Annotated in this window: 19 protein-coding genes; 3 read left to right on the top strand and 16 right to left on the bottom strand. The window is 73.0% G+C overall.

What is annotated here, in order from left to right:
* Positions 1 to 198: 198 nt before the first annotated feature.
* On the top strand, positions 199 to 645 hold the full coding sequence (locus tag ACH4FX_RS24360; protein ID WP_398482226.1) for a DUF2752 domain-containing protein: 447 nt from the start codon (positions 199 to 201) through the stop codon (positions 643 to 645).
* A gap of 134 nt (positions 646 to 779) precedes the next feature.
* Here the strand turns inward: ACH4FX_RS24360 and ACH4FX_RS24355 are convergent, their stop codons facing one another.
* The 7 genes from ACH4FX_RS24355 to bldG form a co-directional block, all read right to left on the bottom strand.
* Positions 780 to 1,181 (bottom strand): hypothetical protein, encoded by a 402-nt coding sequence (locus ACH4FX_RS24355; RefSeq protein WP_398482224.1) that lies wholly within the window; start codon positions 1,179 to 1,181, stop codon positions 780 to 782.
* 196 nt (positions 1,182 to 1,377) lie between these two features.
* Positions 1,378 to 1,569, bottom strand: a complete 192-nt coding sequence (locus ACH4FX_RS24350) for a hypothetical protein (RefSeq protein ID WP_398482223.1) — start codon at positions 1,567 to 1,569, stop codon at positions 1,378 to 1,380.
* Between the two features lie 125 nt (positions 1,570 to 1,694).
* Positions 1,695 to 3,239, bottom strand: a complete 1,545-nt coding sequence (locus ACH4FX_RS24345) for a methyltransferase (protein ID WP_398482221.1) — start codon at positions 3,237 to 3,239, stop codon at positions 1,695 to 1,697.
* A 272-nt stretch (positions 3,240 to 3,511) separates the two neighbouring features.
* Positions 3,512 to 4,093: a small secreted protein gene (locus ACH4FX_RS24340; RefSeq protein WP_398482219.1), complete on the bottom strand. Its 582-nt coding sequence runs from the start codon at positions 4,091 to 4,093 to the stop codon at positions 3,512 to 3,514.
* 204 nt (positions 4,094 to 4,297) lie between these two features.
* Positions 4,298 to 6,694: a sodium-translocating pyrophosphatase gene (locus ACH4FX_RS24335; protein ID WP_398482217.1), complete on the bottom strand. Its 2,397-nt coding sequence runs from the start codon at positions 6,692 to 6,694 to the stop codon at positions 4,298 to 4,300.
* A 1,105-nt stretch (positions 6,695 to 7,799) separates the two neighbouring features.
* Complete coding sequence (locus ACH4FX_RS24330) at positions 7,800 to 8,273, bottom strand: ATP-binding protein (protein ID WP_398482215.1); 474 nt, start codon at positions 8,271 to 8,273, stop codon at positions 7,800 to 7,802.
* 108 nt (positions 8,274 to 8,381) lie between these two features.
* Positions 8,382 to 8,723, bottom strand: coding sequence for an anti-sigma factor antagonist BldG (gene bldG, locus ACH4FX_RS24325; RefSeq protein WP_004571875.1), 342 nt, complete (start codon positions 8,721 to 8,723; stop codon positions 8,382 to 8,384).
* 55 nt (positions 8,724 to 8,778) lie between these two features.
* Between bldG and ACH4FX_RS24320 the strand changes: the two genes are divergently transcribed.
* Positions 8,779 to 11,229: a DEAD/DEAH box helicase gene (locus tag ACH4FX_RS24320; RefSeq protein WP_398482213.1), complete on the top strand. Its 2,451-nt coding sequence runs from the start codon at positions 8,779 to 8,781 to the stop codon at positions 11,227 to 11,229.
* 154 nt (positions 11,230 to 11,383) lie between these two features.
* On the opposite strand, the gene ACH4FX_RS24315 is transcribed toward ACH4FX_RS24320, so the two are convergent.
* From ACH4FX_RS24315 to ssd, 8 genes are all read right to left on the bottom strand, one after another.
* Positions 11,384 to 11,683, bottom strand: coding sequence for a cupin domain-containing protein (locus ACH4FX_RS24315; protein WP_398482212.1), 300 nt, complete (start codon positions 11,681 to 11,683; stop codon positions 11,384 to 11,386).
* A gap of 159 nt (positions 11,684 to 11,842) precedes the next feature.
* Positions 11,843 to 12,181, bottom strand: a complete 339-nt coding sequence (locus tag ACH4FX_RS24310) for an Rv3654c family TadE-like protein (protein ID WP_398482210.1) — start codon at positions 12,179 to 12,181, stop codon at positions 11,843 to 11,845.
* Between the two features lie 22 nt (positions 12,182 to 12,203).
* Entirely contained in the window at positions 12,204 to 12,635 is a 432-nt protein-coding gene (locus ACH4FX_RS24305) for a TadE family type IV pilus minor pilin (RefSeq protein WP_398482208.1), read from the bottom strand.
* Entirely contained in the window at positions 12,628 to 12,864 is a 237-nt protein-coding gene (locus tag ACH4FX_RS24300) for a DUF4244 domain-containing protein (RefSeq protein WP_398482206.1), read from the bottom strand. Before ACH4FX_RS24300 ends, ACH4FX_RS24305 begins: the two co-directional genes overlap by 8 nt.
* Before the next feature lie 67 nt (positions 12,865 to 12,931).
* On the bottom strand, positions 12,932 to 13,492 hold the full coding sequence (locus ACH4FX_RS24295; RefSeq protein ID WP_398482204.1) for a type II secretion system F family protein: 561 nt from the start codon (positions 13,490 to 13,492) through the stop codon (positions 12,932 to 12,934).
* Between the two features lie 373 nt (positions 13,493 to 13,865).
* Complete coding sequence (locus ACH4FX_RS24290; protein ID WP_398482202.1) at positions 13,866 to 14,876, bottom strand: type II secretion system F family protein; 1,011 nt, start codon at positions 14,874 to 14,876, stop codon at positions 13,866 to 13,868.
* Positions 14,873 to 16,096, bottom strand: coding sequence for a TadA family conjugal transfer-associated ATPase (locus ACH4FX_RS24285; protein ID WP_398482200.1), 1,224 nt, complete (start codon positions 16,094 to 16,096; stop codon positions 14,873 to 14,875). The genes ACH4FX_RS24290 and ACH4FX_RS24285 overlap by 4 nt, the downstream gene beginning before the upstream one ends.
* Positions 16,093 to 17,277, bottom strand: coding sequence for a septum site-determining protein Ssd (gene ssd / locus ACH4FX_RS24280; protein ID WP_398482198.1), 1,185 nt, complete (start codon positions 17,275 to 17,277; stop codon positions 16,093 to 16,095). The genes ACH4FX_RS24285 and ssd overlap by 4 nt, the downstream gene beginning before the upstream one ends.
* Positions 17,278 to 17,713: 436 nt before the next feature.
* On the opposite strand from ssd, the gene ACH4FX_RS24275 reads away from it, so the two are divergent.
* Positions 17,714 to 18,598, top strand: a complete 885-nt coding sequence (locus tag ACH4FX_RS24275; RefSeq protein WP_398482197.1) for an HAD family hydrolase — start codon at positions 17,714 to 17,716, stop codon at positions 18,596 to 18,598.
* A gap of 427 nt (positions 18,599 to 19,025) precedes the next feature.
* On the opposite strand, the gene ACH4FX_RS24270 is transcribed toward ACH4FX_RS24275, so the two are convergent.
* A complete protein-coding gene (locus tag ACH4FX_RS24270; RefSeq protein WP_398482195.1) occupies positions 19,026 to 19,847 on the bottom strand; it encodes an oxidoreductase in 822 nt (273 codons plus the stop codon).
* Positions 19,848 to 19,946: the final 99 nt, after the last annotated feature.

Raw genomic sequence — 19,946 nt, 5'->3', positions numbered from 1 at the left:
GTCGCGCGGACGCCCCGGCGCAGGTCCCGGCGGCCGGAGCGGGCGGATGCGGGCGAAGACATACGGCGAAGGGCGCGATCGAGCCACGGTGATTGCGGGGCAATCGTCCGGGCAGGTCATGTTCGCCCCGGATCAGGGCGGCTGCTTTGTCCCGGATCGGGGCGACTACGCCAGGTCGCCGGGTACGCGAGCACCCCGATGAACGCACCCGGCGAGCCTCCCGCAGGCGGCCCTCCTGCCCCTGTCCCGTCCCCTGCCACCGTCCGGAACGCGACACTCCGCCGCGCGGCCGTCGCCCTCGTCGCCGGAGCCCTCGGTGCCGTCTATCTATGGCACACCAATCCGCACGAACCGGGGCATCTGCTGATTCCGTGCCCGTTCCGCTGGGCGACCGGGCTGCTGTGCCCGGCGTGCGGTGGGACACGTATGGCGTACGACCTGATGCACGGCGACCTCGTGGCGGCCTGCCACGACAACGCCGTCCTGCTGGTCCTGGGGGTGCCGGCCGCCGCGTACATGACCGGACGGTGGCTGTACGCGGGGCTGCGCGGGCGCCGCTTCCGGGCCCGCCTCGGGGCGCGCGGCAACGTGCTCGTCCTGGGGACCGCCGCGGTGTGGATGCTCGTGCGCAATCTCACTGGCTGACGCGCGGGGCCGGGCGCGCCGGAACGCCGGCCGGAGGGCATACGGGCGGCCCGTACGCCCGCGGCCCTTCCGGAGGTGCCGAGCCGGGGCGTACGGGCCGTGGCCGTACGGAATGCCGGGCCTTACGGTCCGCTTCAGCGCACCGTGACGGTGATCACCGGCGAGACCACGCCGCCGCCGGCCATGCGCAGCTGGTTGACGCCCTTGATGCCCAGCTTCACGCGGAGCGAGTAGGCACCGGTCTTGCCGACGCTCACGCTCGCGGGCAGCGAGACCCACTTGGCGCCCTGCTTCTGCTGGACGGTGACCTTGGTGCCGGCCTTGAGGCCGGTGGAGGTGCCGGAGATGCGGAACTCCTGCCACGCCTTGACCGTGCCGGTGCTCGCCTTGGCGGTGAGCGTGGCCTTCTGGGGGGCCTTGGCGGCGACGGTGTGGGCGACCGGGGCCGCGGGAGCTGCGGAGGCGGCGGCCGCGGTCCCGGCGACGAGAGCGGCGCTGAGAACACCTGCGGCGGCGAGGCGGTATGCACGGTTCATGACGTGTTCCTCCCTGTTGGGCCGGTTGATGGCCTTCACTCAGGAACACGGGCAGATGGCCGTTCCGGTTGCTTCCCCGGCGAGGCGATTTTCGGCTGGGGCGGAGGTGAACGGAGCGGCAATGCAAAGCAGTTGAGTACGCAACGAACAAGGCCGCCGCCACGAACGCCGGACGGCCGGCCACAGCGGCGGTCCGCTACAGCAGCAGCCGGCACCCCACCGCCAGGAACACCACCCCGAAGAGCAGCGCCAGCGCCGTGCCGGTCGACCGGCGCACCCCGTCGGCCACCGGCTCCCCGGACCGTACGCACACACCCGTCCACACCAGCAGGCCGGCGCCGAACAGCGCGAAGGCCACACCGGCGAACGTTTCGGGTCCACTCTCCATGCGGGCAGCGTGGCACCTGCGGACGGCGCACCGGCGAACAGCGGGTGAATGCCGCCCGCCCGGCGCCCGCGATCCTCCCGCTCACCCTCCTGGCCCGGTCACCGCCTCCCCTCCCCCGCTCGCCGTCAGCCCTGCGCCACCGGCTCCAGGAAGCCCTGCCCGACCAGCATCCGGATGGCTTCGGGCGTACGGTCGCGGAGCAACACCGGGTCCTCGCCGACCAGTTGCGCGATGGCGTCCAGGATGCGTCCGGCGGGCAGCGAGCCGTCGCACACCCCGGCGAAACCCGCACCGACCGTGTCCACCTTCGTGGCGCGCCGCATACCGCGGTTCTGCCGGAGGACGACGTGCTCCGGGTCCTCCGCGCCGGGCAGCCCGACCTGCTCCTGCACGACCTCGGGGGCGAGCCGGAAATGCCCGGCCAGCAGCGCCGCGTCGTCCGTCGCGCGCAGATAGTCCTGGCGGGCGAAGTGATCGACGACCGCGGCGCCGAGCGGCTGCTCGACCGGGTGCGGCCACTCCTCGATCGTGATCGACGGGTCCTCGGCGCCGGACTTGCGCAGCGTGATCCACCCGAAGCCGACGGCCTTGGTCTTGCGGGTCTCGAACTCCTCCAGCCAGGCGTCGTAGCGCGCCGCGTACTCCTCCGGGCTCGTCCGGTGGTCGCCGGCGTCCCGCAGCCACAGCTCCGCGTACTGCGTGATGTCCTGGACCTCGCGCTGCACGATCCAGGCGTCGCAGCCGCGCGGCAGCCACGAGCGCAGCCGGTCGCGCCAGTCCTCGCCCTCGACGTGCTGCCAGTTGGCGAGGAGCTGGCAGTACCCGCCGTCGTTCAGCCGGTCCGCCGCCTGCTGGACGAGGGTGCGGCACAGGTCGTCACCGCCCATGCCGCCGTCCCGGTAGGTCAGCCGGGCGCCCGGGGAGATCACGAAGGGCGGGTTGGAGACGATCAGGTCGTACGTCTCCTCGCCCACCGGGTCGAACAGCGAGCCCTCCCGCAGGTCCGCCTCGGGCGCCCCGGACAGGGCCAGCGTCAGGCGGGCGATCCGCAACGCACGCGGGTTCAGGTCCGTGGCCGTGACCTGGGTGGCGTACGGGGAAGCGTGCAGGGCCTGGATGCCGGAGCCGGTACCCAGGTCGAGGACGCCGGCGACGGGGGTGCGGACCGTGATGCCCGCGAGGGTCGTGGACGCGCCGCCGACGCCCAGCACCAGCTGCGCGCGGTCCACGCCCGCGGCCTCCTCGGCGGCCCGGATGCCGCCCGCGCCGCCGACCGCGCACCCCAGGTCGGAGACGATCCACCAGTCCTGGCCCTCGGGACCGCCGTACGGGCGCACGTCCACGCTCGCCCGGACCTCGTCGCCGTCGCGCACCAGCCAGCCGTCGGCGAGGCAGTCCGCCACCGGCAGCGCGGCGGCGGCGCGGTCGTACGGCACCGGGCGCTGGAGCAGGAACAGCCGCACCAGGGTGGACAGCGGGTCCGCGCCGCGGGTGGCGCGGAGCGCGGGGACGGTCTCGCTGCGGGCCAGCGCGGCGTAGGCGGGCGCGCCGAGCAGCTCCAGCAGGCCGTCGGCGGTGAACCCGGCGGCCCTCAGCGCGTCGCGCAGCCGGGCCGTGCGGGCGGCGGAATCGGGGTCTCGAAGATCAGCGGTGGGGAGGTGCGTACTCACCCTCCCATTGTCAGGCCAACCACTGACAAACGGCCACGGCCCGGCCGCGCCGTCGGCGCCGGATCGCGCCGACGGCGTGTCGGACACGGCCTCGGCGCACCTGACGGCCTGCCGGACGCGGCTTCGGCGTGCCTGACGGCGCGTCGGCCCGTGCCGAAGCCGCTGACGGTGGGCCGGTCCCGTACGCAGCCGCTGGCGGCGGGCCGGCTCCGTGCCGAGGCCGCTGACGGCGTGTCGGCCCGGCGCCGCGGCCGGCGTACGTCCCGAGCTACCTACTTCTTCGGCGCGGGCGACCCGCCGCCCTCCGTGGCCTTCTGGTTCTGGCAGCCGGGCTGCCCGGCCATCGCCTTGCCGACGTCGCCGGACTCCAGCTTCTTGAACGCCTGTTCGCTCTTCTTGTTGAGCTTGTTGATGCCGTCCGACAGCGCCCGCAGGCCGTCCGCGAACTTGCCCTTGTCGCCGGTGTCCAGGCCGTCGACCTGCTTCTTGAGGTCGGCGTAGCCCTTGGACAGGTCCTTGAGTTCCTTGACGGCGTTCTTCTGGGACTCCTCGCCGCCGTCGGCGGGCGGCGCGCCCGCCTGGTCCAGCGACTTGGCCAGCGACGCGTAGGCGTCGGAGATCTGCTGGAAGGCCTTGGAGTCGGCCTCCTGGACCTTCTTGGAGTCGGTGCCGCTGCTGTCGGCCGTCTGCATGGCCGTGTTGGCGTCCTGGATCTTCTTGAACTGGGCCTGGGCGGGGTCGCAGAACTTCTTGGCCCAGTCGTCGAGCTTTTTGTTGCCGTCGTCGCTGCAGCCGGTCAGCGCGAGCATCAGTGCCGCGCCGCCGGACAGCGCGGCCACAAGCGTCTTCTTCACCGGATTGGTCCCTTCCATGGCTCTCGGCCCCGGAACATACACGTCCGAAGGCCCCCGGCCACGAGCCGGTCGGCCCGTACGACCCGCATTGCAGCCATTTGCACCAAGCCCCGGCCCGCGGCCCGGCACACGGCGGGGCGGGTGGACGGCGCGCTCAAGGCACGCCGTCCACCCGCCCGTTGAGCGGTGCGGACGCCGGGTCCGTCAGGAGACCACCGCGGGATCGGCGGTCTGCGCCACCTTCCCCGAGTTGTTGTCTTCGTCACCCACCGCGATGCCGCGGCGCTTGGAGACGTACACCGCGCCGACGATGACCGTGACGGCCAGGACGGCGACCACGATCCGTACGCCGATGTTCTCGTCCGCGCCGTAGCTGAACTTCACGACGGCCGGCGCGATCAGCAGCGCCACCAGGTTCATGACCTTCAGCAGCGGGTTGATCGCGGGGCCCGCAGTGTCCTTGAACGGGTCGCCGACCGTGTCGCCGATGACGGTCGCGGCGTGCGCCTCGCTGCCCTTGCCGCCGTGGTGGCCGTCCTCGACCAGCTTCTTCGCGTTGTCCCAGGCGCCGCCGGAGTTGGCGAGGAAGACCGCCATCAGGGTGCCGGTGCCGATCGCGCCGGCGAGGAACGAGCCGAGCGCGCCGACGCCCAGCGAGAAGCCGACGGCGATCGGCGTGAGCACCGCCAGCAGGCCGGGCGTGGCCAGCTCGCGCAGCGCGTCCTTGGTGCAGATGTCCACGACCCGCCCGTACTCGGGCTGCTCCGTGTAGTCCATGATCCCGGGCTTCTCGCGGAACTGCCGGCGCACCTCGAAGACGACCGAGCCGGCCGACCGGGACACCGCGTTGATCGCCAGCCCCGAGAAGAGGAAGACGACCGAGGCGCCCAGCACCAGGCCCACCAGGTTGTTCGGCTGCGAGATGTCCAGGCTCAGGCCCATGCCCCGGGCGGCGTCGCCGACCTCCCGTACGGCCGTGGCGATCGCGTCGCGGTACGAGCCGAACAGGGCCGCCGCGGCCAGCACCGCCGTGGCGATGGCGATGCCCTTGGTGATGGCCTTGGTGGTGTTGCCGACGGCGTCGAGGTCGGTGAGGACCTGCGCGCCGTCGCCGGTGACGTCGCCGGACATCTCGGCGATGCCCTGCGCGTTGTCGGAGACCGGCCCGAAGGTGTCCATCGCGACGATGACGCCGACGGTGGTCAGCAGACCGGTGCCGGCCAGCGCCACCGCGAACAGCGCCAGCATGATCGAGGTGCCGCCCAGCAGGAACGCGCCGTACACGGACAGGGCGATCAGCACCGCGGAGTAGACCGCGGACTCCAGACCGACCGAGATCCCGGAGAGCACCACCGTCGCCGGGCCGGTCAGCGAGGTCTTGCCGATGTCCCGTACGGGCCGCCGGCTGGTCTCGGTGAAGTAGCCGGTGAGCTGCTGGATGAGCGCGGCCAGCACGATGCCGATGGCGACCGCCACCAGCGCCAGCGTCCGCGGGTCACCGCCGCGGGAGAGGATCGCGGGGTCCGAGACGCCGGACAGGTCGGCGTAGGAGGACGGCAGGTACGTGAAGACGGCGACGGCCACCAGGACCAGTGAGATGGCCGCGGAGATGAAGAAGCCGCGGTTGATGGCGGTCATACCGCTGCGGTCGGAGCGCCGGGGCGCCACCACGAAGATGCCGATCATGGCGGTGATCACACCGATGGCCGGGACCAGCAGCGGGAAGGCCAGACCGGAGTCGCCGAAGGCGGCCATGCCCAGGATGAGGGCGGCGACCAGCGTCACGGCGTACGACTCGAAGAGGTCGGCGGCCATGCCGGCGCAGTCGCCGACGTTGTCGCCCACGTTGTCCGCGATGGTCGCGGCGTTGCGCGGGTCGTCCTCGGGGATGCCCTGCTCGACCTTGCCGACCAGGTCGGCGCCGACATCCGCGGCCTTGGTGAAGATGCCGCCGCCGACCCGCATGAACATGGCGATCAGCGCGGCGCCGAGGCCGAAGCCCTCCAGGACCTTGGGGGCGTCGACCGCGTAGACGAGCACCACACAGGAGGCGCCCAGCAGGCCGAGGCCCACGGTGAACATGCCGACGACGCCGCCCGTACGGAAAGCGATCTTCATGGCCTTGTGCGCGACGGCGGTGAGATCCTTTTTCGCCTCGCCCTCGCCCGGTGTGGCTTCCCGGGCCGCGGCGGCGACCCGCACATTGCTGCGCACCGCCAGCCACATCCCGATATAGCCGGTGGCGGCCGAGAAACCGGCGCCGATCAAGAAGAAGACGCTGCGCCCGGCGCGCTGCGTCCAGTTGTCCGCGGGGAGCAGCATGAGCAGGAAGAACACCACGACGGCGAAAACGCCGAGGGTGCGCAACTGCCGGGCGAGATAGGCATTCGCGCCTTCCTGCACGGCGGCAGCGATCTTCTTCATGCTGTCGGTGCCCTCACCGGCGGCGAGCACTTGCCGCACCAGCACCGCCGCGACGGCCAGTGCCGCGAGCGCCACGACGGCGATCACCAGCACGATGCCGCGGTTGCCCGACGTCAGCGATGGCTCGGCCAGGTAAGAGGGGTGTTCCAGCAACTGAGGGGTGTAAGGCCCCGCCATTCGTCCTCCTTGACGTTTGGCACATGGGCGCGCGGATGCACGCTCAGGCGTCCTGAGCAAAGGTGTGGACGGATTGTAGGTAGCGGCACGGGATCAAAACAGGGCGCCTCAAAGGGAATTCGCCGGTGGCGGCCGAGATCGTTCGAAGAACGGACGGAGATCGGACAGAGATCAGGCGAAGAAGCAGCGAAGATCGAAAATAGCGCGGCCGTGGCGGCGTTGTCGCAATTCGCCTGGACGAATGAAAGCGAATAATTTGCTGACCGGTGAATGATGATCTCAGGGTCTTACCTGACGCCGCTGCTCACGGCAGCCGCGGACGGGTGCGGGGCGGGACGCGCACGGGCCCGTGACGGGGTGCCGTCGGCGTGGCGGACGGCAGAGCGCATGGGGGCGCGCACGGACGTACGCGTGCGCTCGGCCGCCCGGCGGGGTGCGGGCCCACGGCGGGCCCGCACCAGCGGCGGCGTACGGGCCGCGGCCTCCGGGCGGCACGGCCACCCCGCACCGCGACGGAAGTACGCACTCCGGTAGGAGCCACGCGGGTCTCCGGGCGACGGCGGACCGTACGCCCGGTACGGCCGGGTGGGGAGGCGGAGGGGGCCGGTACGCGGGGCCGGTGGGCCCGGGGAGCCGCGCGGGTACGGGCGTACGGATGTGGCCTGAAGAGAGGGGTGCGCGGAGTGAGGCCGGCCGGGGCCACGGAGGGAACATCCCGGCCACCGCAAGACCCCCGAAAGAGAAGGGGCGCGTACGGCTGAATGGGGGCGCGCGGGTGGGGTGGGGAGCGCTTAGGGGGGCGCCCGGGGGTGTCTGGGGTGGTGCCCTGGGCCGCTGGGGAGGCGCTTGGGGGTGCGTACGGGCTTACGACCGCTGTCGAGCATCGGTTCGTCGTGGGCGCCTGCCGCGCGCCGTGGAGACGGAAGAACGGCGCCGCACGAGCCTGTCGCCCGTCGCAGCAGCCCTTCGGACGCAAGTCGCCCGTCGCAGCAGCCCTTCGGACGCAAGTCGCCCGTCGCAGCAGCCCTTCGGACGCAATGGGCGAGTGCCGCTCCGCGTCCGGTCCTGCTGCCGCCCCGCTACGTGGGCGGCTTCACGAGGAGCCCTACGGCAGCACCGGCGCCGGCGTCGTCGGCCAGCTCATGCGGATGACACCGCCGCCCTCGCCGGAGGTCACCTCGACGTCGTCGACCAGCCCGCTGATGACCGCGAGCCCCATCTCGTCGTCGCCCTCCGCCGCGTCACCGTTGTCCGAGACGGGTCCGCCGGGCAGCGGCTCACCGTCGGCACCACGGACTCCGGGCACCGCGCCGGCCCCGGCCGGGCTGCCCGGGACCTCGTCGCCCACCTCGATGGAGAACTTCTTCTCGTCCTCGACCAGGGCGACCCGCACCGGGGCGGCGATGCCGTTGGTGCGGTGCAGCCCCACCGCACGGGTGCACGCCTCGCCCACGGCGAGCCGAACCTCGTCCAGCACGGCCTCGTCCACCCCGGCCCGCCTCGCCACGGCAGCCGCGACCAGTCGCGCGGTGCGGACGTGCTCGGGAAGGGCGCTGAAGCGGAGTTCGACGGTGGCCATGCCATCCCCCTCGGTATGCGGGCGTGCGACGCAGGGGGCCGGACCGCCAAGCCCGGTTCCCCCCACTGCTTCCGACCCCGCGCCCTCGGCGCGGGGCCCGGCAAGCCGTCAGTCGGTGGCTGCGACGGCTTCGTCGACCGAGGTGTGAATCGGGAACACCTTGGTCAGTCCGGTGATACGGAAGATCTTCAAAATGCGCTCCTGGTTGCAGACCAGGCGCAGCGAGCCCTCGTGGGCCCGCACCCGCTTGAGCCCGCCGACCAGCACGCCGAGCCCCGTGGAGTCCAGGAAGTCGACACGCTCCATGTCCACCACGAGGTGGTAGCTTCCGTCGTTCACGAGCTCGACCAGCTGCTCCCGCAGCTTGGGCGCGGTGTATACATCAATCTCGCCACCGACCTCGACGACCGTACGGTCGCCAACGGTCCGGGTCGACAGGGACAGGTCCACGGATCCTCCAGCACCTTGCTATCGAGCGGTCGCCCCCCATGGATCGGCAGCCGCGTTGGCATTCAATCACTTACCAGCAGGCGTGCACGACGCCTTGTGCGCATTGTCCGTCACACCGGTGACACACTCGGTGCCGATGGCCTCCAATCAGCTGCCCCCGGACGGGGGCACCAGCCCCTCCCCGCGCACGGTCCTGGACCGTCTCACCCAGGGGGCGTCCCGCGCTACGCGCATCACTCATACGGAGCACTTGCCCCCGCGCATCGGCAGCCATGCGGAATGGCCCGCACGGATCCGCCCGGAGGTGACCGCGGCCGTCCGCGCGGCCGGGATCGAGCGTCCGTGGGCGCATCAGGCCCGTACGGCCGAGCACGCGCTGCGCGGCGAGTCGGTCGTCATCGCCACCGGCACCGCGTCCGGCAAGTCGCTGGCCTATCTGGTGCCGGTGCTGTCCGGTCTCCTGGACGGCTCGGAGGCCCCCAACGGGCGCGGCGCCACCGCCCTGTACCTCGCGCCCACCAAGGCGCTCGCCGCCGACCAGCGACGCGCCGTCGGCGAACTCGCCGCGCCGCTCGGCAGCGCGGTGCGGCCCGCCGTGTACGACGGTGACACGCCGGTCGAGGAACGCGAATGGGTGCGCCAGTACGGCAACTACGTGCTCACCAACCCCGACATGCTGCACCTGGGCATCCTCCCGGCCCACCCGCGCTGGTCCTCCTTCCTGCGCGCCCTGCGGTACGTCGTCATCGACGAGTGCCACACCTACCGCGGCGTCTTCGGTTCGCACGTGGCACAGGTCATACGCCGCCTCCGCCGGGTCTGTGCCCGGTACGGGTCCGAGCCGGTCTTCCTGCTGGCCTCTGCCACCGCCGCCGAACCCGCGCAGGCGGCCGAGCGCCTCACCGGGCTGCCTGTGGCCGAGGTCACGGAGGACACCTCGCCGCGCGGCGAGGTGGTCTTCGCCCTGTGGGAGCCGCCGCTGACCGAGCTGCACGGCGAGCAGGGCGCCCCCGTACGCCGCACCGCCACCGCCGAAACCGCCGACCTGCTGACCGACCTCGCCCTCCAGGGCGTGCGCACCGTCGCCTTCGTACGGTCCCGGCGCGGCGCCGAGCTGATCGCCCTCATCGCGCAGGAGCGGCTGGGGGCGATCGACCGGACGCTGCCGGAGCGGGTGGCCGCGTACCGGGGCGGCTATCTGCCGGAGGAGCGGCGCGCCCTGGAGCGCGCCCTGCACACCGGTGACCTGCTCGGCCTGGCCGCCACCACGGCCCTGGAACTGGGAGTGGACGTCTCCGGTCTGGACGCGGTACTGATCGCCGGTTATCCGGGCACCCGCGCCTCCCTGTGGCAGCAGGCCGGCCGTGCGGGACGCGCCGGGCAGGGGGCACTCGCCGTCCTCGTCGCCCGCGACGATCCGCTGGACACGTATCTCGTGCACCACCCCGAGGCGCTGTTCGACCAGCCCGTCGAGTCCACCGTCCTGGACCCGGACAACCCGTACGTCCTCGCCCCGCACCTGTGCGCCGCTGCCGCGGAACTGCCGCTCACCGAAGCCGACTTCACGCTCTTCGGGCCCACGGCGCCGGGCCTCCTGCCGTCCCTGGAGACCCGCAAGCTGCTGCGCCGCCGCGCCAAGGCGTGGCACTGGACCCGCCGCGAACGGGCCGCCGACCTGGCGGACATCCGCGGGCAGGGCGGCTCGCCCGTACAGATCGTGGAGGCGGGCACCGGACGGCTGCTGGGCACGGTGGACGCCGCCGCCGCGCACACCACCGTCCACGACGGCGCGGTCCACCTGCACCAGGGCCGTACGTACCTGGTCAAGCACCTCGACCTGGCGGACGACGTGGCCCTCGTCGAGGAGGCCGACCCGCCGTATTCGACGACCGCCCGCGACACCACCGCCGTCTCCATCCTGGAGACCGAGACGGAGGCCCCCTGGGGCGACTCGCGGCTGTGCTTCGGCTCGGTCGAGGTCACCAACCAGGTCGTCTCCTACCTGCGCCGGCGGCTCATCACCGGCGAGGTGCTGGGGGAGACCAAGCTCGACCTGCCGCCGCGTACGCTGCGCACCCGGGCCGTGTGGTGGACCGTCACCGAGGACCAGCTCGACGCGGCCCGGGTCAACCCCGAACAGCTCGGCGGCGCCCTGCACGCGGCCGAACACGCCTCGATCGGGCTGCTGCCGCTGTTCGCCACCTGCGACCGCTGGGACATCGGCGGCGTGTCCCTCCCCCTGCACCCCGACACCCTCCTGCCCACCGTCTTCGTCTACGACGGCCACCCGGGCGGCGCCGGCTTCGCCGAACGCGCCTTCCGCACCGCCCCCGAATGGCTCGCGGCCACCCGCAAGGCCATCGCCTCCTGCGAGTGCGAGGCCGGCTGCCCGTCCTGCATCCAGTCCCCCAAGTGCGGCAACGGCAACGATCCCCTCCACAAGCGGGGCGCTGTTCGCCTCCTGACCGAGCTTCTGCGGCGGGCGCCTGGGGTGGGGGGTGGGTGAAGGGGAGTGCGGGCGCGGGGAGGGGCGTGAGGGCTGCCGTCGCCTTCTGCCTCTCCCCCCCCCCCGGGGGCCCCGCCCCCCCACCCCACCCCGCCTCCGCCACCCACCATTCGCTCCCCCGCCCCCTGCCTCCCCCTCGCCCCGCGTCGTACCGTCACGTCGCTTCGATGATCACCAAGGTGCCGCGGCTGCCCGCGCGGACCGCGTGCGGCGTATCCGCCGGGACCAGGTACACCTCGCCCGGCCCCACGGACACGGCCACGCCGTCCACCCACAGCTCCAGCCTGCCGTCGAGCACGAACAGCGCCTCGGCCACGCCGTGGACCTCCTCCTCCCCCGGCGCCTCGTTCATGCGCAGCACCTTCACGTCCGTCGCGCCCACCCGGCCCAGGGAACGGGAACTCCAGGCGTCCGGCAGCGCGTCCGCCGCCTTCCGCACGTCGATCGCCCTCATGGCATGCCTCCCCACGGGCCCCTCCGGTCCTGCCCGGAGGGGCCCGCACATCGCGTTCAGTGGATGTCCGAACGCTATGCGAGCAGGGACGGCGGGTGGTCGACCGTTGGGTAAAAGACCGTTCGGCAAAACCTCCTCCAGGCCGAGGGCGGCCATCGTTTACGTTCCGGAGGTGCCCAGGTCAGGTATGGGCTCCGCGCCCAGGGCCGTCGGCGGGCCCGCGCGGGCGCGGATGTCCGAGGCGAACGGGCCGGTACGGGCGCGGGCCGTGACGTCCGCGATATCGCCCCGTACGGTGCAGCGCACCAGCTGAGCGCCCTGGGCAGCCGCCACCCGGCGGGCGGCACCGCAGGCCGCCGTGGTGCTCTGGAGCGCCCGGTCCGCGGCGGCGAGCGCCGCCAAGTCCGCCGCGCCACCCGCCCGGTGACGCGCCACGACCACCTGGGCCATGGCGATCACCACCGCGAACACCGTGCACAGCGCCATCGCCGCGAACACCGCCCACACCGTGGCCGACCCCTCATCTCCCCACCGTTTCCTCCGCAAGGGCGGTCGCCTCCCCTCGGAGCGTCAGCGTGAGCGGGCCGAGACCGGGCGTCGCCGCGGCCACGCGCACCCGTACCAGGTCGCCCTCCCGCGACAGCGCCACCCGCGCTCCCCGAGGGGCCGCGCCACGGGCCGCCGCGTCGACGGCCGCGGACGGCTCCGACCGGGCCGCCGCACGGGCGCCGGCCCGCGCCGCGTCCACGCATTGGATCTGCGCGCAGGCGGCCATGAGCCCCCACAGGAGCGCTCCCGTGAAGACGACCAACACCGGGATCACCACGGCGGTCTCGGCCGTTACGTATCCTCCGTCTCCTCCGTCTCGTACCCGTACGTCTCGGGGTGCGCGGCTGCGTCCACCACCGTCCCCGCGTCCCTCACCGCGGTCCTCGTCGGCCTCGTCAGACATGGACGCCGAGGGCCTTCCCGATCACCGAGCGCAGCGCCGCTTCCACCGCGCCGCCCGACAACACCTTGTAGAGCACCGCCGCGGCCGCACATGCCGCCAGCGTCCCCACGGCGTACTCCGCCGTGGTCATACCGCGGTCCGCCGTGCCTCCGCGCCGGACCACCACGGCCACGGCCCTGCCTCGTCGGGCCACCGCGTTGAACCGCGTCAACCATCGTTGTACGGACATCGTTTCCCCCTTGGTCGTGTTGTGACAATGCGAATTGAGATGCGTGGATACGTCCGAGAGCCATGGATCAACCGCCCGCCATGAGCCCTTCGGCCAGACCGAGCAGGACCGGGACTACGCCGATCGCCAGGAAGGCCGGCAGGAAACACGCCGCCAGCGGAAGCGTCACCAACACGCCCGCTCTACGAGCCCGTTCGGCTGCCGCGCGATGCGCCGCCGCACGGAGCCCCGCGGCGACCCGGGAGACGCCCTCCACGGCCGGGACCCCCGATATGCCCGCCCGCTCCATGCAGCGGGCCAGTTCCCGCGCGCCGGGGAGCGCCCCGAAGCGTTGCCAGGTCGCCGACGGTTCGGCGCCGAGGCGGAGTTCAGCGGCCACACGCCTCAGCCGTTCACCGACCGGGCCGTCGAACGACCGCCCCACCGCATCGGCCGCCGCACGCGGCCCCGCACCCGCCGCCAGGCAGGCCGCCAGCAGGTCCGCGGCCGGAGCGAGTGCCGCGCGCAGGTCCGCCTCGGCCGCTCGCCGTGCTGCCAGCGCCTTCATACGGCGCTGCCGTCGGCCGACTCCGCACGCCACGGTGAGTCCCAGGACGACACCGATCGCTCCGCCGACGAGAATGGCCACGCCCGCCGCAACCGCCGCGGCCCCCGCCCACTCCCGAACCACCCCGTACCACTGTCTTCGCCCTGGAGCCCGATCCCGATCCCGCCGCGCCCGTTCCCAACCCCGGCCCCGAGCCTGTTCCCGGTCCCGACCCCAGCCCCAAGCACGCTCCCGCTCCCGTCGCCGCTTCGGCGGCGAGCGCCTGGCCCCGGCACCTCCTCCCCCGTCCTCCAGGTCATCCAGTAGCGCCCCCGCCCGACGCCGCGCGTTCCGCAGGCCGTGGACTTCCCGTACGGCCGTGAGCACGCACGCTCCGGCGACAAGCGTCGACAGAACAATCCCCAGGGTGTGGATAACATCCGGGCCGGCGCCACGCGCGGTGTCCCGAAGGACTTCAGCGGACATGTGCGCTCCCCTCCGCCCCCCTGATGATGCGGGCCGTCCAGGCGACCCCGCACCACTCCAGAAGGCCACCGACCAGCAAGCACGCCCAGCCGGCGGGTGTGTGCAGCAACACCCGGAGCGGATTCGCACCGAGGGCGCTGCCCAACGCGAGGCCCCCGGCCGGCAGCAGCGCGAGCATCAGAGCCGTGGCTCTCGGACCCGCCGACTGGGCTCGCAGGTCGTCGCGTTGATCGCGCTGCGCACGCAGCCCGGCGGCGATCCGCTCCAACCCGGTGGCCAGACCGGCCCCGCCCTCCACGGCGACCTGCCAGCAGGCCGCCACACCGACCAGCCCCTCCGCGCCCGGCAACCGCGCCGCCGCCCGCAAGGCCAGCGGCACGTCACCGCCGAACCGCGCTGCCGCCACCACCGCCGTACCCGCCTCGCCGAAGCCCGGAACACCGGCCGCCACGAGTGCCTGGCCGGGCTGGCGACCGGCGCGCAACTCGCCCGCCACCGCCTCGCACAAGTCGATCACCGCATCGCCCCGGCGCTCCCGCTCCCGCGCCCGTCCGCGGGTCCGAAGCCAGCGCCGGACCAGCACCAGCGCGACCACGGAGGCGACCACCGGCAGCACCGATCCGCCCAGCACCCCGAGGGCGATTCCAGCCGGCAGGCACCACAGCTCCCACGGCGCGCGGGCGGCCCCGCCATCGCCTGCCGGGCTTTCTCCGCCCCGCCGGTGGGCCGTTCGGTTCATCCAGCGGCACGCTGCCCGTCGCCTCAGCGTCTTGAGCATCTGTCCGAGTCGTACGGATACTTCGCCGGGCGGGGCCGGCCACGCACCGCTTCCCGAGCGCCCCCTGCCCTGCGGGCTCGTCCGCTCCCCGCCCACGAACAGCAGCCGCGCCCGTCGTACGTCGTCGTTCCGTCCGCCGGACATCCAGACCGCCGCCCCCGCACACAGCACCGCCGCGCACACCGGCACCGACCCGACCTCCGTCAACCCCAGCCCGCTCATTCCGCACCCCTCCCCCGCTCACAGAGACCGATCAACCGGCACCATCCGCCCGCCTCTTGGAAGCCGTCCGGCGCCCACACCGCGGCCGGTACGGTCACCACGAACCCGTCCCGGTCCCGCTCCAGAACGTCCACCTGCGCGAGTCGCCGCCGCCCGGCCCGGTCCCGTACGAGATGCAGCACCACCGACAGGGCAGCCGCCAACTGGCTGTGCAGCGCCGCCCGGTCGAGCCCGGCCGTCGAGCCGAGCGCCTCCAGGCGCGCCGGTACGTCGCACGGGGCGTTCGCGTGCACGGTCCCCGAGCCGCCCTCGTGGCCCGTGTTCAGCGCCGCCAGCAGGTCGGTGACCTCGGCGCCGCGCACCTCACCGACCACCAGCCGGTCCGGTCGCATCCGCAGCGCCTGCCGCACCAGGTCCCGCAGGGTGACCCGGCCGACGCCCTCCTGGTTCGCGGGCCGGGACTCCAGCCGTACGACATGGGGGTGGTCCGGTCTCAGTTCCGCCGAATCCTCGGCCAGTACGAGCCGTTCGGCCGGGCCGACCAGCCCCAGCAGCGAGCTGAGCAGGGTCGTCTTCCCGGAGCCCGTGCCGCCGCTGATCAGGAAGGAGAGCCGGGCGTCCAGCACGGCACGCAGCAGCCGGTCGCCGTCCGGCGGCACCGTGCCCGCCGCGATCAGCTCCGCCAGGGTGAAGGCGCGCGGGCGCAGGACGCGCAGCGACAGGCAGGTGCCTCCGACCGCCACCGGCGGCAGTACGGCGTGCAGACGGGTGCCGTCGGGAAGCCGGGCGTCCACCCAGGGGCGGGCGTCGTCCAGCCGCCGCCCGGCCACGGACGCCAGCCGCTGCGCGAGGCGGCGCACCGCGGCCTCGTCGGCGAAGCGCACGGTCGTGCGCTCCAGGCCGCCGCCGCGATCGACCCACACCTCGTCCGGCGCGGTGACCAGGACGTCCGTCACGTCCGGTGCGGTGATGAGCGGTTCGAGCGGACCGCTGCCGACCATCTCCGAGCGGAGGGCGGACACGACACCCAGCACTTCCGCGTCCCCGAGCAGGCGCCCCTCGGCGCGCAGCGCCATCGCCACCCGCGCGGGCGTCGGCTCCGCACCCGCCTCGGCCAGCCGCCCCCGCACCGCCTCCAACAGCCCGGCGCCGATCCCCGGCCCGCCAGTCCCGAGGGCTCCGTCACTCCCAAGGTCGCTCCCAACGCCGACCGTCCTCATTTCGGCACACCCCCGGCCCACTCACCGGGCCCCACACGACCGGCCCCCTGCTGGACCCGCGCCGCCTCTCGCGGCAGGACCCGTTCCCAGAACGCCGTGCCGAAGTGCCGCAACGGCCCCCGCGCGTCCGCTCCCGGCGGCACGCCGCGAGCCAGGTCGGCCGGAAGGCCGCATTCCCAGCCCAGTTCTCCGGCCAACGGGAGGTCCAGCAAGCGCGCGATCTCTTCGGGGTTCAGCTCGGTGGCGCCGCCGGCGCCCGTTTCCGGGCCGTCGCGCGCCACCACCCGCAGGTCCGGCAGCACCGTACGGACGCCTGCCGCCACCCGCCGGGCCGCCGCGACCGCCCGCAGCCCGGCGGGGACGACCAGCAGGCCCACATCCACCTGCGCGAGGGCTTCCGCGACCGCTTCGTCCAGCCGTCGCGGCAGGTCCACCACCACGGCGCCGCCCCGCCTGCGCGCCGCCGCCAGCACCGCGCGCATCGCCTGGGGCGGGATCGCCACCGCCTCGCCGCGGTCCCAGCTCAGTACGCGCAGGGAATGCAGCCGCGGCAGCGACTCCTCCAGGGCGCCACCGCCCACCCGCCCCCGCGACTCGGCGAAGGCGGGCCAGCGCAGACCCTCTTCCTTCTCGCCGCCCAGGAGTACGTCGAGGCCGCCGCCCAACGGGTCCGCGTCGATCAGGATCGTCCGCCCGTGGTCGCGGGCCGCCGTGACGGCCAGGGCGCAAGCCAGGGTGCTCGCGCCGGCGCCGCCGCTGCCGCCGATCACCCCCACCGTCACGGCCGCCGGCCCGACGCCCTCCACCGCGTCGGCGATCCGGTCCACCAGCCAGCTTTCGCCCCCGGGGAGCACCAGCACCCGTTCCGCGCCGAGGGCGACGGCCAGCTGCCACAGATGCCGCTCGTCCGCGCCCCTGGCGACGAGCACCACCCCGTCCCGGCGGCCCGCCCCGCACAGCCGGGGCGCGCAGTCGTCCCCGATGATCACCAGCGGCGCCGACGTCCAGCCCCGGCCCCGGCTGCGGGCCGTGCCGCCCCGCGCCACTTCCGGAGTCGTGCCGGCCGCCGCGCACAGTCTCAGTAGGTCGTCGAGGAGGTCGTCGTCCTCCGTGACGATCAACGGTCCGCCGGGGCCTTCACCGGCCCCGGGCGGTTGATCGGAAGTCATGCGTCCGGCCACGTTCCGTTCCCCTATCGCTACACAACTCACACATCCGCGAACTCGCGGAGTTTCACCGTGCAGCGATCCGGAAAATCCCGTGGATCTTGGTCCAAAACTGTGGACAACTCAATGGCTGTGAATATCCCAGTCACCTATACCGGCGACCTTGCGGGCTCCCTTAGAGCACCGATACGACTACCCTCAGTAACCTATAACAGGCGTCAGCAAGCCATGATCGAACCGGGAAGAGGAAGCAGCTGATCCGCCTCGGACGGGCAAAAACGCGTCCGGACATGCGACGACCCCCGCCGGGGGGGAGAGCGGGGGTCGTCCCCACGGCCGACTCGGGGGGGGAGGAGTCGGACCGGGTTAGCACGGTCGCGAACGATCCGTGACTTCCATGGTGTACCCGAGAGCCTTCTCAGGCAAACCCACGCGCCACACCTTACGCCGAATGGTGGGCGCCTATGCTCGCCTCGTGGAAAACCACTCCGTGCCCCACTCGGCGACTCACTCGACACCCCGCACAGCCGCGTTCTTCGACCTGGACAAGACAGTCATTGCTAAGTCGAGCACGCTGACCTTCAGCAAGTCGTTCTACCAAGGCGGCCTGATCAATCGCCGGGCCGTACTGCGCACCGCCTACGCCCAGTTCGTCTTCCTCGCCGGCGGCGCGGACCACGATCAGATGGAGCGGATGCGCGCCTACCTCTCGGCGCTCTGCCGGGGCTGGGACGTGGCCCAGGTCCGGGAGATCATCGCGGAGACGCTGCACGAACTGATCGACCCGCTCATCTACGACGAGGCCGCCTCGCTCATCGAGGAGCACCACACCGCCGGCCGCGACGTCGTGATCGTCTCCACCTCGGGCGCCGAGGTGGTCGAACCGATCGGCCGGCTCCTCGGCGCCGACCGCGTGGTGGCCACCCGCATGGTCGTCGGCGCGGACGGCCGCTTCACGGGGGAGGTGGAGTACTACGCCTACGGACCGACCAAGGCCCGGGCCATCAAGGAACTCGCCGCCTCCGAGGGCTACGACCTGGCGCGCTGCTACGCCTACAGCGATTCGGCGACCGACGTACCGATGCTGGAATCCGTCGGCCACCCGCACGCGGTCAACCCGGACCGGGCCCTGCGCCGCGAGGCCGCGAACCGGGGCTGGCCGGTACTCACCTTCAACCGGCCGGTCCAGCTCAAGCAGCGGGTGCCGTCCCTGAGCATGCCGTCGCGGCCGGTGCTGGCCACGGTGGCCGCCGTGGGCGCGGCCGCCGCGACCGCGGGCCTGGTCTGGTACGCGAGCCGGCGCCGCCCGGCTTTTGCCCGTATCGCCCGAGTTTGAAGGGAAAAGTAAAGAACTGCGGCGAGGGGTTCCGCTTCCCCCGCGCCAGGAGTACAAAGGACGTAACGGCCCGCGAGACCGAGGACATCCGAGAGGAAGACCTTCTACGCAGCAAGGCCCCACGGACCGGAAGCACGGAAGCCGGGCACCCACGCGACGCCGACCCGTCGATTACGGGCCAGCCGCACCAGGTAACGGACGAAGTTCTCCGACCTGATCGGCACATATCGAGCACGCTTGGTAACCCGACGGACGTGCCAGCGGCGGTACCAGAAGGATTGGGTACCGCCGCATCCCTTTGTCCGGAGCGGATCAGGCCGCGTACGGAGCGGACCAGGCCCCGCCCGATGCCGCCGCCCCGCCCGCAAGCGTCGTAGCCACGGTCCCTCCCGCACGCCGGCGCCGCGCCCAGGTCAGTTCCGGCGCCTCACGCCGCCCCGCGCTGGAGCGCCTCGCACACCGCCGTGCTCTCCCGCGCCCCCAGTTCCACCGCCCGGCCGCAGTGCGCGATCCACGCCGCCACGCCTTCCGGGGTGCCGGACACGTAGCCCTCCAGCGCCGCCACATAGGCGGCCCGGTCCTGTTCCGCGTGGCCGACCTCCGCCGGGCAGACCGACTTCGGGTCGAGCCCGCTGCCGACCAGCACGATGCGCTCCGCCGCCCGCGCGACCAGCCCGTTGTACGAACCGAAGGGCCGCAGCGCCAGGAGTTCGCCGTGCACCACCGCGGCCACCACCAGGGCAGGCGCCTCGCTGCCGGTCAGCAGCAGCCGCGCCAGCCCGTCCAGCCGCCCGGCGACCTCGTCGGCGTCCGGCAGCGGCAGCTCCACCAGGGGCTCGTCCACCGGCTCACCCGCCAGCCGGGGCCGCCCGACCGAGTCCTGCGACGTACCACCGCCCGCCGCCACCAGATGCAGCCGCGCCAGCACCCGCAGCGGCGACTGACGCCACACACTCAGCAGTTGCCCGGCCTCGGCGGTCAGCCGCAGTGCCGCACCGACCGTCCACGGCTCGCCCTCGACACCGAAGTCGGTACGCCGCCGCACCTCCTCCAGCGCCCAGTCGGCACCGGCCAGCGCCGCGGAGGCCCGCGCTCCGCGCAGTGCCGCCTCGGAGGTGACCTCGTTGCTGCGCCGCCGCATGATCCGGTGCCCGTAGACCCGGTCCACGCTCTTGCGCACGGAGTCCACGGAGTCGGTGACGCCCGGGAGCGAGGCCAGGGTCGCGAGCGGATCGGCTGTCGTACTCATGGGTACGACCCTACGCACCTCATGGGCGGCAAGGCCGAACCGCTCGAAGGAGTGGTCTTCTTCACCCGAACCTCTCACCCAAGGCAACCCGGCGATTAC

This window comes from Streptomyces sp. NPDC018019 (assembly GCF_044327805.1).
GTDB lineage: Bacteria > Actinomycetota > Actinomycetes > Streptomycetales > Streptomycetaceae > Streptomyces.
The sequence above is the reverse complement of the archived record's forward strand: the minus strand, read 5'-3'. Positions and strand labels throughout refer to the sequence as shown.

Excerpts from the sequence above, each read along its gene's own strand:
- ACH4FX_RS24355 (WP_398482224.1), bottom strand. The coding sequence starts at position 1,181 with ATGAACCGTGCATACCGCCTCGCCGCCGCAGGTGTTCTCAGCGCCGCT.
- ACH4FX_RS24285 (WP_398482200.1), bottom strand. The coding sequence starts at position 16,096 with ATGAGGACGGTCGGCGTTGGGAGCGACCTTGGGAGTGACGGAGCCCTC.
- ACH4FX_RS24275 (WP_398482197.1), top strand. The coding sequence starts at position 17,714 with ATGGTGGGCGCCTATGCTCGCCTCGTGGAAAACCACTCCGTGCCCCAC.
- ACH4FX_RS24350 (WP_398482223.1), bottom strand. The coding sequence starts at position 1,569 with ATGGAGAGTGGACCCGAAACGTTCGCCGGTGTGGCCTTCGCGCTGTTC.
- ACH4FX_RS24270 (WP_398482195.1), bottom strand. The coding sequence starts at position 19,847 with ATGAGTACGACAGCCGATCCGCTCGCGACCCTGGCCTCGCTCCCGGGC.
- ACH4FX_RS24300 (WP_398482206.1), bottom strand. The coding sequence starts at position 12,864 with ATGTCCGTACAACGATGGTTGACGCGGTTCAACGCGGTGGCCCGACGA.
- ACH4FX_RS24335 (WP_398482217.1), bottom strand. The coding sequence starts at position 6,694 with ATGGCGGGGCCTTACACCCCTCAGTTGCTGGAACACCCCTCTTACCTG.
- ACH4FX_RS24290 (WP_398482202.1), bottom strand. The coding sequence starts at position 14,876 with ATGAGCGGGCTGGGGTTGACGGAGGTCGGGTCGGTGCCGGTGTGCGCG.
- ACH4FX_RS24305 (WP_398482208.1), bottom strand. The coding sequence starts at position 12,635 with ATGTCTGACGAGGCCGACGAGGACCGCGGTGAGGGACGCGGGGACGGT.
- ACH4FX_RS24360 (WP_398482226.1), top strand. The coding sequence starts at position 199 with ATGAACGCACCCGGCGAGCCTCCCGCAGGCGGCCCTCCTGCCCCTGTC.
- ACH4FX_RS24315 (WP_398482212.1), bottom strand. The coding sequence starts at position 11,683 with ATGAGGGCGATCGACGTGCGGAAGGCGGCGGACGCGCTGCCGGACGCC.
- ACH4FX_RS24330 (WP_398482215.1), bottom strand. The coding sequence starts at position 8,273 with ATGGCCACCGTCGAACTCCGCTTCAGCGCCCTTCCCGAGCACGTCCGC.